The organism is Staphylococcus sp. HMSC036D05 (assembly GCF_001836225.1).
Taxonomy (GTDB): domain Bacteria; phylum Bacillota; class Bacilli; order Staphylococcales; family Staphylococcaceae; genus Staphylococcus; species Staphylococcus caprae.
Window position 1 is genome coordinate 76,294 of the sequence record NZ_KV827773.1, and the last position, 13,702, is coordinate 89,995.

Consider the following 13,702-nt stretch of genomic DNA (forward strand, 5'->3'; position numbering starts at 1 on the left):
CTGTAGAGAATATTTGGTACATACTAGAATTGACGATATTGCAAATTCATTTTCAAATATAGAGTAAACAAAATATCGGGATATTATAGATAAGAGGTGTATATGATTGAACTTAAGTGTCACTAATAGTCCCTTTACTGAAGGGCAAGCATCACAGATTAATGAATTACTCCAAACCTTAACACCAGACCAAAAAGTATGGTTGAGTGGCTACCTTATAGCAAATCAACAATCGAATGTTGCAAATGGAGAAACCTCTCTTAATGGTACAACTTCTTCAACACCATCCGTAGAACAGAAAACGGAAGAGATGTTGCAAGAGAAAGAGCCTGAAGTTATACCACAGAAACGTTCGATTACCATTCTTTATGGATCTGAAACAGGTAATGCACAAGGATTAGCAGAAATTTTTGAAGAACGTTTATCAGATATTGGAAACGAAGTCACGCTCAAGTCTATGGATGATTTCAAACCGAAAGATCTTAAAAAAGTTGAAGACCTATTTATCGTTACAGCAACGCATGGTGAAGGTGATCCACCAGATAACGCAGTTGAACTACATGAATATATTCATGGTCGTAAAGCGCCTAAATTAGATGGTGTGCGATTCTCAGTGTTAGCTTTAGGTGACCAGACATATGAATTCTTCTGTCAAACAGGTAAGGATTTCGATAATCGCCTTGCAGAACTTGGTGCGGAAAGAATTTATGACCGCGTCGACTGTGATGTGGATTATGATGAAGACGCTGAAAAGTGGATGGCAAATGTCATCAATGCCATAGATTCTACGCCAGCTGATACAGATAGTGAACAAGTGGTGAGTGAATCAATAAAGTCCGCAAAGGAGAAGAAATACTCTAAGTCCAATCCTTATGATGCTGAAGTTTTGACGAATATTAATTTAAACGGTCGAGGTTCGAATAAAGAAACAAGACATGTTGAATTACTACTTGATAATTTTGGTGAAGAATACGAACCGGGCGACTGTCTGGTGGTCTTACCTCAAAACGACCCAGCACTTGTTGATTTATTAATCAGTACATTAGGTTGGAGTCCAGATACTCAAGTATTAATCAATGATGATGGAGACACACTTAATCTTGAGGAAGCATTAACATCACACTTTGAAATTACGAAATTAACGAAACCGTTAATAGAGAATGCGGCCACTTTCTTCGACAATGAAGAGCTATCTGAGAAAGTTCAAGATAAAGCGTGGATTCAAAATTATATCGAAGGACGCGACTTAATCGATTTATTAAATGATTTTGCTACAACGGATTTACAGCCAGAAAATATGTATCAATTATTGAGAAAGTTACCACCTAGAGAATATTCAATATCTAGTAGTTATAAGGCAACGCCTGATGAAGTGCACATTACTGTAGGAGCTGTCAGATACAATGCGCATGGTCGAGATCGTACAGGGGTATGCTCAGTCCAATTTGCTGAAAGAATTCAAGAAGGAGACACAGTGCCAATTTACTTGAAACGTAATCCGAACTTTAAATTCCCTCAAAATGAAGAAACCCCAGTTATTATGATTGGTCCTGGTACAGGCGTAGCACCTTTTAGATCTTACATGCAAGAACGTGAAGAACTAGGATTTAAAGGTAATACATGGTTATTCTTCGGTGAACAACACTTTACAACTGATTTCTTGTACCAAACAGAATGGCAAGAATGGTTAAACGATGGAACACTATCTAAGTTGGATGTGGCATTTTCAAGAGATACAGACCAAAAAGTGTATGTGCAACATAAGATTGCTGAAAATAGTGAACAATTTAATCAATGGATTGAGAATGGCGGTGCAATCTACGTTTGTGGTGATGAAAGCAAAATGGCTAAAGATGTTCACTTAGCAATTAGAGAAGTATTAATGAAAGAACAAAACTTATCTGAAGAAGATGCAGAAGAATATTTAAAACAATTGAAACGAGATAAGAGATATCAACGAGACGTGTATTAATTGAAAGGATGGGGGATACATGGCTAAAACAAATAAGCAAATTTCAGAAGAACTTGGTAACAATCTTGATGAAATGGAATATTTAAAAGCCGATAGTGACTTTCTACGTGGCACAATTGAACAAGGTCTTGCTAATCCTATTACGGGCGCAATTTCACAGGATGATGCGAAACTATTAAAGTTCCACGGAAGTTACATGCAAGATGATAGAGACTTAAGAGATGAACGACGTAAACAAAAATTAGAACCAGCATATAGTTTTATGATTCGTGTGCGTGTTCCCGGGGGTAAAGCGACACCAGATCAATGGATAGCCATGGATGAAATTTCAAACAACCATGCCAATCATACGATTAAATTAACGACGAGACAGGCATTCCAATTCCACGGCATTCTCAAACGTAATTTAAAACAATCAATGAAAGAAATTAATAACGCTGTGCTAGATTCTATCGCTGCATGTGGAGATGTGAATCGTAATACTATGTGTAATCCGAATCCCTATCAATCTCAAGTGCATAAGGAAGTGAATGATTACGCCACTCATATAAGTAATCATCTCTTACCTCGCACGGGTGCTTATCATGAAATCTGGCTAGACGGTGAGAAAGTTTTAGATTCTAGTGTGGAAAAGGAACCGATATACGGCAGCACGTATCTACCACGTAAATTCAAAATCGGTATTGCGGTACCACCTTCAAATGATATCGACGTGTATTCTCAAGATATCGGATTAATCGCTATCGTGGATAACGGCGAATTAGTTGGGTTCAATGTCACTGTTGGTGGAGGCATGGGTATGACGCATGGTAATACAAACACATACCCTCAACTTGGTCGACTGATTGGTTTTATTCCTAAGGAGAGTGCTGTAGAGGTCTGCGAAAAATTACTTACGATTCAACGTGATTATGGTAATCGTGAAAATCGTAAAAACGCACGTTTCAAATATACTGTTGATCGACTAGGAGAAAAGTGGGTTAAAGAAGAATTGAATCGTCGTTTAGGATGGAAGATTGAAGAGGTACGTGATTTTGAATTTGAACATAACGGTGACCGTTTAGGTTGGATTGAAGGGGACGGTAATTGGAATTTTACTTTATTTATCCAAAACGGCCGTGTCAAAGATACTGAAGATTATCAATTGAAAACAGCATTAAGAGAGATAGCTGAAATTCACACAGGAGACTTCAGACTATCGCCTAATCAAAACTTAGTCATCGCCAATGTAACACCAGCGAAAAAAGATGAAATTCAAGCTATTATAGATAAATATAGTCTGACTGATGGCAAGAACTATACTGGATTACGTAGGAATTCTATGGCATGTGTAGCCTTCCCAACTTGTGGGTTAGCGATGGTAGAATCTGAAAGATATTTACCATCACTTATTTCTAAGATAGAAGACTTATTAGACGAAGCGGGTGTACAAGACGATGAAATCACAATCCGTATGACAGGTTGTCCAAACGGTTGTGCGCGTCCAGCGCTTGCGGAAGTTGCATTTATCGGAAAAGCCCCAGGCAAATATAATATGTATTTAGGCGGTGGCTTCAAAGGCGAACGTCTTAATAAATTGTATAAAGAAAATATTGATGAAAATGAAATTCTAAATAGTTTACGTCCATTATTGATAAGTTACGGAAAAGAGCGCTTAGATGGCGAACACTTTGGTGACTTCGTTATCCGTTCAGGTGTCGTAGCGAAAGTTCACGATGGTCGAGACTTCCATAGCTAATCTAAAGGGGAGTGATTGATATGGGCAAGGTATTTCTAGTTGGTGCAGGTCCTGGTGATCCTGATTTATTAACGATTAAAGGGTTAAAAGCCATCAAAGAGGCTGACGTCATACTTTACGATCGTCTTGTTAACAAGAAAATTTTAGAATTTGCGTCACCCTCGACCAAATTCTTATACTGTGGTAAGGACCCTAACAGGTATGCTTTACCTCAAGAAGAGACGAATAAAATGATGGTCGCTTTAGCTAAAAAAGGGCATACAGTTACACGCTTAAAAGGTGGTGATCCTTTTGTCTTTGGCAGAGGTGGCGAGGAAGCAGAAGAGCTAGCAAATCACAATATTCCTTTCGAAGTTGTGCCAGGCATTACCTCTGGCATTGCAGCACCTGCATATGCAGGCATTCCTGTTACGCATCGTGACTTTAGTTCGTCAGTGGCGTTCGTAACTGCAGTGAATAAAACAGGAATGACTAAAGAACAATATTGGGAACACCTAGCTAATGGACCTGAAACTTTATGTGTGTATATGGGAGTGAAACGACTTCCTGAAATCTGTCAATTATTGATTAAACACGGTCGTTCAATTGATACACCTGTAGCACTTGTTCATATGGGAACATCAGAACAACAAAGAACAGTTACAGGTACATTAAGTACTATTGTAGAGAAGTCACACCAAATTAAAAATCCAGCTATCATTATAGTTGGCGATGTTGTTCATATGAGAGAGAAGATTAATTGGTTTAGAGAACAAGCAGATCAAGCTGAAATGTCACTGAGTTTATCGACAAAGTAACATCTGAATCGTATGCTGATTTGAATCAATCCTTCGTTGTTTTAATATTAATTTTCAGAAAATGAAGAAAAATAGTAAGATGAATACTATAAACTTTCAGGAGGGCTTTAACGTGAATATGCCATTAATGTTGGATTTAACAGATAAGAAAGTCGTAATTGTGGGCGGGGGTAAAATCGCCACGAGACGCGTTCAAACATTATTAGATTATGCGACATTGATTCACGTGGTAAGTCCAACCTTAACTGAGACCATTGAACAACTGGTTAAAACAAAATGTATCACATATTCGAATAAGTGCTTTGAACCACAAGATATTGATGATGCAGACTTTGTGATAGCAGCCACTAATGATCAGAAGGTAAATGAAGAGGTGATGCGCGCATTACCTCGACATGCATTATTTAATCATGCAGGACAAGCCAAATTAGGTAATGTAACGTTTCCCAATATCTTTAAAAGAAACCGATTAACGATTGGCGTTTCTACTGAAGGAGCAAGCCCGAAATTAGGCCAACGTATTATCAAAAATTTAGAACATACATACACCGAAGATTACGCGGATTACGTTCAATTTTTATATGAAAGTAGACAATACATTAAAGCACTCAGAATAGAGCCATCTGATAAACAAGCGTTACTTGAACAAATTTTATCAGAAAAATATTTAGATGAGACTAAGCAACATGAATTCATCCGATGGCTTAAATCACAAGTCAAATGAAGAATGGGGGCGTATAATATATGCGCAAAGTATTAATATTCGCAATTGCAGGATTCTTAGCTCAACTTGTAGACGGGTCACTCGGTATGGGATTCGGTGCTTCGTCGTCATCTATACTACTAACTTACGGCATCGCACCAGCAGTAGTTTCCGCTACGGTTCATTTTTCAGAAATTGCAACTACTGCAGCTTCAGGAACATCTCACTGGAAATTCGAAAATGTTCATAAGCCAACGATGTTAAAGCTTGCGATACCTGGTTCTATTTCCGCATTTATTGGAGCGGGTGTTTTAACATTTATTCATGGTGATTATATTAAACCGTTCATTGCATTATTTTTATTAAGTATGGGGTTCTACATTTTATATCAATTCCTATTTAAAAGAACACATGAACATCATACACATGTTGGAGATTTAAGTAGTTTCAAAGTTATTCCACAAGGCGCGATCGCTGGATTTTTAGATGCTATAGGTGGTGGCGGCTGGGGACCAGTCAATACGCCACTTTTGCTCTCAAGTAAGAAGATTCAACCACGTTATGCGATTGGTACAGTCTCAGCGAGTGAATTTTTTGTCACGTCTTCTGCTGCATTAAGCTTTATTATATTTTTAGGTTTAACGCAAATTAATTGGTTTGCTGTCATTGCGCTTAGTGTTGGTGGAATGATTGCAGCTCCGATTTCTGCTTATTTAGTTAAAATTTTACCTATAAATATTTTAGCTATTTGTGTTGGTGGTTTAATTATATTCACAAATAGTAATGCATTATTAAGTTATTTCGTTAAAGATGCAACAATTTCAAATACAGTTAGATTTATTATTCTTGCGTCAATCATTGTTCTACTCATTGTTCAGATGGTTCGAAACAAGTTATTGTCTTTTTCTTACAAGAAAAGCCGAGTAAACAAATATAATTAATTGGATAAAGGGGTTATGAAACGATGTCTAATAATGAAGAAGTAATCAATTATACAATCAAACCACATGGTGGAGAATTAATTAATCGAGTACTCGAAGGTGAAGAAAGAGAACATTTAATCAAAGAAGCTTCATCCTATAAATCAATCACGTTAAATCCATGGAGTATATCAGATTTAGAATTGATCGGTATAGGCGGATTTAGTCCTTTAACAGGGTTTATGAACAAAGTGGATTACACGGCAGTGGTTGAAGACACACATTTAGAAAATGGATTAGTTTGGAGTATTCCCATCACACTTCCAGTAACTGAAGATGAAGCGGATCAGCTAGAAATTGGAGAGCATGTTGCCTTATACGGTGAAGATGGAGAATTATACGGTACTTTAAAATTAGAAGAAAAGTACACATATGATAAAGAAAAAGAAGCGAAGTTAGTATACGGAACAACTGAAGAAGCACATCCAGGTGTGAAAAAGATATATGAAAAAGGAAATGTTTATTTAGCAGGACCTATACAATTATTGAATCGTCCTAAACATGATGAATTTTCTGATTATCATTTAGATCCATCTGAGACAAGACAGTTATTTCATGACTTAGGATGGAAAACAGTCGTTGGCTTCCAAACAAGAAATCCTGTTCACCGTGCCCATGAATATATTCAAAAATCAGCGTTAGAAATCGTGGATGGTCTATTATTAAACCCTCTAGTTGGAGAAACAAAATCTGATGACATCCCTGCTGATGTACGTATGGAAAGTTACCAAGCTATTCTTAAGAATTATTTCCCGGAAAATAGAGCACGTTTAGTGATTTATCCAGCAGCTATGCGTTATGCAGGACCCCGTGAAGCAATACTTCATGCGACAGTACGTAAAAATTATGGATGTACACATTTCATTGTAGGACGTGATCATGCGGGTGTAGGTGATTATTACGGCACATACGAGGCACAAGAACTCATTTCTCAATTTGAAGATGAATTAGATATTCAAATATTAAAATTTGAACATGCATTTTATTGCGAAACGTGTGGCAATATGGCAACTGCTAAAACATGCCCTCATGATGCATCGCAACATTTGCATCTAAGTGGTACAAAAGTAAGAGAAAAGTTACGTAATGGTGAATCACTACCTCCTGAATTCTCTAGACCAGAAGTTGCTGAAGTGCTTATTAAAGGGTTACAACAAAAATAATAAATAGAGGGGAAAGATAACATGAGTGAATCTAATCATATTACTTGGCATGATTCAGAAGTAACGAAAGAAGAAAGACAAAATCGTAATGGCCATAAAAGCGCAGTGATATGGTTCACTGGATTGTCTGGGTCTGGTAAATCAACCGTATCCGTCGCTCTTGAAAAAGCATTATTCAATGAAGGGAAACAAACATACCGTTTAGATGGGGATAATGTACGTCATGGTTTAAATAAAAATTTAGGTTTTAGTCCTGAAGACCGTACTGAAAATATCCGTCGTATTGGAGAAGTAGCCAAATTAATGGTAGATGCCGGTTCATTGACCGTTACGGCATTTATTTCTCCTTATAAAGAAGATCGTGATAACGTTCGTGCAATTCTTGAAGACGATGAGTTTATTGAGGTCTATACACAATGTAGCGTTGAAGAATGTGAGAAACGTGACCCTAAGGGATTATACAAGAAAGCACGTGCTGGAGAAATACCTGAATTTACAGGAATTAGCGCACCGTACGAAGCTCCAGAACATCCAGAAATTATTCTAGATACGGAAAATGAGACAATTGAAGAATCCGTAGATCGCGTCATCCATTATCTTAAAGCACATCGATATCTTTAAAAGGTTGAAACATTTAGTTAGCATGATCGATTTGAATCGATTTCCAGTGAAAACATTGCCATGCATACACTAGTGATCTATTAAAACTAATACTACTTTTTCATCATATTATATAATGTTTAACATTGCTGTATTTTGTTAAGAAATAAATGAAGAACAAAAAAGGTAGTGATGAAATGAGTACATTTAGTGAAGAAGAAAAACTACAAATATTGGCAGATATGGTAGAGATTCGAACAGAAAATGATAATGAAATCGAAGTGTGCCAGTATCTACAAAAGTTATTATCAAAGCACGACATTGATTCAAATATTTTAAAAGTAAACGATAAAAGAGCAAATATCGTAGCTGAAATTGGAAGTGGTTCTCCAGTATTAGCAATAAGTGGTCATATGGATGTTGTGACAAGTGGAGATGAAAATGAATGGACGTATCCTCCGTTCGAACTCACTGAAAAAGATGGGAAATTGTATGGTAGAGGAACGAGTGATATGAAAGGTGGCCTTGCAGCACTTGTCATTTCACTTATTGAGCTTAAAGAAGAAGATGCTTTAAAAGATGGTACAATACGCTTATTAGCTACAACAGGAGAAGAAAAAGAGCAAGAAGGTGCCAAATTATTTGCTAAAGAAGGGTACATGGACGATGTAGATGGTCTCATCATCGCCGAGCCTACAAAAAGTATGATATTTTACGCACACAAAGGTTCAATGGATTGTAAAGTTTCAGCGAAAGGTAAAACAACGCATAGTTCAGTGCCATTCTTAGGTGATAGTGCGATAGATACGCTTGTTGATTTCGTGAATCAAATGAAAAACAAGTATCAAGATATTAAAAAAGAAGATACAAAACATGAATTAGATGTAGCGCCAATGTTTAATAGCCTTCTTGATGATCCGTTAACTGAGGAACAAGAAAATATTGTATCAGGATTTTCAATGGTTGGTTCCATTATTAATGGTGGAAGTCAGTTTAATTCAGTTCCTGGACATGCCTACATAGAATATAATGTTAGAACTGTACCGGAATATGATAACGAATTTGTGAAGAAGTTATTTAAAGATGTCATCAAAGAAGTAGATGAGGATAGATTAACTTTCGAAGTGCCAAGCGATAATAGTTTGGTAAAAAGTGATAAGGACAACGCGTTAGTCAAATGTATCGCAAACATTGGTCCTGATTATGTAGATGATAAAATGATTGTCAGCGCATTAATCGGTACAACAGACGGTTCTAATTTATTAAAAGATCGCGAAGATGATGTTGATTTTGCAATTTTCGGACCTGGTGTACCACTTGAAGCACATCAAGTAGATGAATATTTAGAAAAAGATACATATCTTAACTATATTGATCTATATAAAGATGTGTTTGTGAAATATCTAGAAGATAAAAGTAAATAAGAACAATCATGAAGGCAATGTATTATAGTCATACGTATAGTAAAAAGATGATTAACTCTTAAGAGGTGGAACGTAAGTTTCACCTCTTTTTTATGAAAAAATAAGGTTGTAAAATTATCAGATAAATTACAACAGTTCGTGCAACATTGTTGAATAAAATGCTATAACTCCTGTCATGAAAGCAAATTATATTCTGTAAAAATCAAACATCATTTTTACAAGAAAGCGTTACATTATTATGATTCATTTACAAAGCATTAACATCGCCCACAAATGGTTGTGTGTCTGTTAGAGTGTGTCTTGTCGTTAATTAACGAAGAAAAATTAAAATGATATTGCAAATAGAAAATTGAAGGTAGCCACGAGATAGTTAAAGATATACAAAATTTAGGAGGATATTAAAAATGAAAAAAATCGCTACAGCTACAATCGCAACAGCAGGTATTGCAACATTCGGTTTCATGCAACATGATGCAGATGCAGCGGAAAATAACAATAACGGATATAACCCTAATGATCCTTATTCATACAGCTACACTTATACAATTGATCAACAAGGTAATTATCACTACAATTGGCAAGGTAACTGGAGCCCTAATCAAGCTCAACAAGGAAATAACGCTAACTACTCAAATGCTAACCAAGGTACTCAAAACTATAATTCAAATAATTATTATAGCTACAATTACAATGGTTCAAATAATAACCAAACTCAATCATATCAATCAAACAACAATGGCGGAGGTTTAGGTGCAAGCTATTCAACTTCAGATAGAAACGTTAAAGTTACTACACAATCTGCACCAACACAACAATCTTCAAACCATTCATCAGCTGCATTCTCAGGTCAAACATCTTCAGGTTCAAACCTTTATACTTCAGGTCAATGTACTTATTATGTATTTGACAAAGTAGGCGGTAAAATCGGTTCTACATGGGGCAACGCTAATAACTGGGCTAACGCAGCTGCACAAGACGGATACACAGTAAATAACAAACCTAAACAAGGTGCGGTAATGCAAACATCACAAGGTGCTTTCGGTCACGTTGCATATGTTGAAAATGTAAACAGCGACGGTTCAGTAAAAGTATCTGAAATGAACTATAACGGCGGACCTGGTGTTGTATCTACACGTACAATTTCAGCTAGCCAAGCAAGCTCTTATAACTATATTTCATAATTTTGTATCCACAAATATATTTAATATTGAAGTCACGAATCGTTAGAGGTTCGTGGCTTTTTTGCTATTAGTTTCGAAAATTAAAATAGCCATCAACAATACATAGTCTTATGTGATTGAACACGTTATTTAAGGGAAAAACACAACTAAGAATAGCATTAAACTAACTAAAAAGTGTTGAGGATGGTGAAATCGCATGGAATTTAATATTTGGATGTGGATAATATTAGCAGTAATCATCATTGTTACAATTGCCGTCATACTCATATTAACGGTAGGTTCAGTATATGAAGAACGTGCTTATGATAAACGTTCAAAAGCCGAAAAACGTAAGAATACGGAGAAGAATCTTGAAATGGCAAAAGGGCATACAGATGATGAAACAGAGACATTAGAAAATCAAACTAAAGACAAAACACATCATGAAGCTGATAAGGTTAAAGATAAATTTGCTCATAATCATAATATAGAAGATAAAAATAAATAATTTAAACAAATATGAATGTCCTAACACTTGAATTAATTGTCATTTGTTAGGGCATTTTTTAATTGTCTGCAACAATCTATTCGTCATACATATAGTTCACTAAAAGTTAAACTCTTTGTGACGTTTCTGTGAACGACTAGGTTATTCATTGTAATACTATATATAGTGTTATATTTTAAAAATAGATACTATATATAGAGAAAGGTGATAAAAATGACGACATTAGAGCAATCGTTAACTCGATTAATTACTAAAGATCCTACTATATTAAATGAAAATGCAAATAAAGATAGTAATACATTCTCAACAATGAGAGATTTAACAGCAGGCACTGTATCAAAGTCCTATGCACTCGAACATTTACTTCCTAAACAAGTTGCCGAAGCACATTTGTCAGGAGATATACATTTCCATGATTTAGATTATCATCCTTTTCAACCACTAACGAATTGCTGCTTAATTGATGCGAAAGATATGTTGGAAAATGGATTTGAAATAGGCAACGCACATGTCACTTCTCCTAAATCAATACAAACTGCCTCAGCACAACTTGTTCAAATCATCGCAAATGTGTCTAGTAGTCAGTATGGTGGCTGTACAGTCGACCGTGTAGACGAATTATTAAGTACATATGCTCAACTTAACGCACAACATCACCGTAAAGTAGCTCAAGAATTTGTTCAACCGGATAAATTAGAGGCCTACGTAGATAAACAAGTTACAAAAGACATTGGAGACGCGATTGAAAGTTTAGAGTATGAAATCAATACACTTTATACTTCAAATGGACAAACACCGTTTGTAACATTAGGATTTGGACTTGGGACAGATGAATTAAGCCGTAAAATTCAACAGGCTATTTTACGTACAAGAATTAAAGGACTTGGTAAAGATCGTATGACTGCCATTTTCCCTAAACTAGTATTTTCAATAAAGAAAGGTGTTAACTTTAATCCTACTGACCCAAACTATGACATTAAACAACTCGCACTAGAATGTTCTACGAAACGTATGTACCCTGATATTCTCAATTACGATAAACTTATTGAGTTATTAGGTGATTTCAAAGCGCCGATGGGTTGTCGATCATTCTTACCTAGTTGGAAAGATGCTGAGGGTCATTTTGAAAATAATGGACGCTGTAACCTTGGCGTCGTTACATTGAATGTTCCAAGAATTGCTATTGAGTCTAATGGTGACATGAATATGTTTTGGGATATTTTCGAAAAAAGAATGGAACTCATGCATGATGCGTTAGTGTACAGAATTGAACGTTTAAAAGATGCGATACCTAATAATGCGCCTATCTTATACAAAAGTGGTGCATTTAAATACAAATTGAAAGCATCAGAAGACGTAGACGCACTATTTAAGCAACAACGTGCTACGATTTCAATGGGTTACATAGGCTTATATGAAGCAGCTACAATGTTTTACGGACCAGATTGGGAAAGTAATCAAGAAGCTAAGACGTTTACATTAGATATCCTTAGAGAGATGAAACATTATCAGAACGAATGGACAGAGAAATATGATATTTGGTTCAGTATTTATAGCACGCCAAGTGAGTCGTTAACAGACCGATTCTGTCGATTAGATAGAGAACGTTTTGGTGACATACCTGATATCACTGACAAAGGTTACTATCAGAATTCATTCCATTACGACGTACGTAAAGATGTCACACCTTTTGAGAAGTTAGATTTTGAAAAGGATTACCCTTACTACGCTAGTGGAGGTTTCATACACTATTGTGAATATCCTAAATTGAACCATAATCTCAAAGCTTTAGAAACAGTATGGGACTATTCATACGATAAAGTTGGATACTTAGGAACAAATATACCAATTGATCATTGTTATAAATGTGATTATGACGGTGATTTTGAAACGACTGAAAATGGTTATAAATGTCCACATTGTGGTAATAGCGACCCTAAAACTGTCGATGTTGTTAAACGAACATGTGGCTATTTAGGAAATCCTGTTCAAAGACCTGTCATCGAAGGACGTCAGAAAGAAATTTGCGCAAGAGTCAAACATATGAAGGAACCACGCTCATGAGTCTATTAGACATTAAAACTGGACAGAATCATATCGCGAAAATTGAAAGTCACAGTTTTGTTGATGGTGAAGGCGTCCGTTGTAGTGTGTATGTTTCTGGTTGTCCTTTTCAATGTAAAAAATGCTATAACGAGAAGGCACAAAATTTTAAATATGGTGAAACATTTTCAGAAGATATTTTAGAGGAAATATTGGAGAATTGTGAGCCTTCCTATATTTCAGGATTAAGTATTTTAGGTGGAGAACCATTTTGTAACTTAAATATTACGTTACGCATTGCCCGTGCTTTTAGACAACGGTTCGGACACAGTAAAACAATTTGGATATGGACTGGGTTTCTTTTTGAATATTTAAAGCATCAAACAGATGAACGTCGAGAATTACTTGAACTTACTGATGTATTAGTAGATGGGCTTTTTATGTACCAACTTTATAAGCCTAATTTGCCATATAAAGGATCGTTAAATCAGCGTGTCATCAACGTTCATGATTCGTTACAACATGACGGCATTATTGAATATGTGTCTTGAAGAAGCGGGTGAAAGTCTAATTTTGAAAAATATACGAAGTATTGATGGCGACACGCCTGCAGG

Annotated in this window: 12 protein-coding genes; all 12 read left to right on the plus strand. The window is 36.0% G+C overall.

Annotated elements, in window-relative coordinates; translation table 11 throughout:
- The first annotated feature begins 106 nt into the window (after nt 1-106).
- The 12 genes from HMPREF2580_RS00945 (at nt 107) to nrdG (ending at nt 13,639) form a co-directional block, all read left to right on the plus strand.
- Nucleotides 107-1,972: an assimilatory sulfite reductase (NADPH) flavoprotein subunit gene (locus tag HMPREF2580_RS00945; RefSeq protein WP_070830077.1), complete on the plus strand. Its 1,866-nt coding sequence runs from the start codon at nt 107-109 to the stop codon at nt 1,970-1,972.
- A 19-nt stretch (nt 1,973-1,991) separates the two neighbouring features.
- Nucleotides 1,992-3,710, plus strand: coding sequence for an assimilatory sulfite reductase (NADPH) hemoprotein subunit (gene cysI / locus HMPREF2580_RS00950; protein ID WP_070830078.1), 1,719 nt, complete (start codon nt 1,992-1,994; stop codon nt 3,708-3,710).
- 20 nt (nt 3,711-3,730) lie between these two features.
- Nucleotides 3,731-4,507 (plus strand): uroporphyrinogen-III C-methyltransferase, encoded by a 777-nt coding sequence (cobA, locus tag HMPREF2580_RS00955; protein WP_070830079.1) that lies wholly within the window; start codon nt 3,731-3,733, stop codon nt 4,505-4,507.
- A 112-nt stretch (nt 4,508-4,619) separates the two neighbouring features.
- Nucleotides 4,620-5,231: an NAD(P)-binding protein gene (locus HMPREF2580_RS00960; RefSeq protein WP_070830080.1), complete on the plus strand. Its 612-nt coding sequence runs from the start codon at nt 4,620-4,622 to the stop codon at nt 5,229-5,231.
- A 20-nt stretch (nt 5,232-5,251) separates the two neighbouring features.
- Nucleotides 5,252-6,151 carry a sulfite exporter TauE/SafE family protein gene (locus tag HMPREF2580_RS00965; RefSeq protein WP_002444510.1) on the plus strand — a complete coding sequence of 300 codons (900 nt, stop codon included), beginning with the start codon at nt 5,252-5,254 and terminating at the stop codon, nt 6,149-6,151.
- Nucleotides 6,152-6,174: 23 nt separating this feature from the next.
- Nucleotides 6,175-7,353 (plus strand): sulfate adenylyltransferase, encoded by a 1,179-nt coding sequence (sat, locus tag HMPREF2580_RS00970; protein ID WP_070830081.1) that lies wholly within the window; start codon nt 6,175-6,177, stop codon nt 7,351-7,353.
- A 21-nt stretch (nt 7,354-7,374) separates the two neighbouring features.
- Nucleotides 7,375-7,974 carry an adenylyl-sulfate kinase gene (gene cysC / locus HMPREF2580_RS00975; RefSeq protein ID WP_070830082.1) on the plus strand — a complete coding sequence of 200 codons (600 nt, stop codon included), beginning with the start codon at nt 7,375-7,377 and terminating at the stop codon, nt 7,972-7,974.
- 176 nt (nt 7,975-8,150) lie between these two features.
- Complete coding sequence (locus HMPREF2580_RS00980; protein WP_070830083.1) at nt 8,151-9,377, plus strand: ArgE/DapE family deacylase; 1,227 nt, start codon at nt 8,151-8,153, stop codon at nt 9,375-9,377.
- Nucleotides 9,378-9,781: 404 nt separating this feature from the next.
- Nucleotides 9,782-10,558, plus strand: a complete 777-nt coding sequence (locus tag HMPREF2580_RS00985) for a CHAP domain-containing protein (protein WP_070830084.1) — start codon at nt 9,782-9,784, stop codon at nt 10,556-10,558.
- Between the two features lie 196 nt (nt 10,559-10,754).
- A complete protein-coding gene (locus tag HMPREF2580_RS00990; RefSeq protein WP_070830085.1) occupies nt 10,755-11,045 on the plus strand; it encodes a hypothetical protein in 291 nt (96 codons plus the stop codon).
- Between the two features lie 213 nt (nt 11,046-11,258).
- Nucleotides 11,259-13,109, plus strand: a complete 1,851-nt coding sequence (gene nrdD / locus HMPREF2580_RS00995) for an anaerobic ribonucleoside-triphosphate reductase (protein ID WP_070830086.1) — start codon at nt 11,259-11,261, stop codon at nt 13,107-13,109.
- Nucleotides 13,106-13,639: an anaerobic ribonucleoside-triphosphate reductase activating protein gene (gene nrdG / locus HMPREF2580_RS01000; RefSeq protein WP_002444494.1), complete on the plus strand. Its 534-nt coding sequence runs from the start codon at nt 13,106-13,108 to the stop codon at nt 13,637-13,639. The genes nrdD and nrdG overlap by 4 nt, the downstream gene beginning before the upstream one ends.
- Nucleotides 13,640-13,702 lie beyond the last annotated feature (63 nt).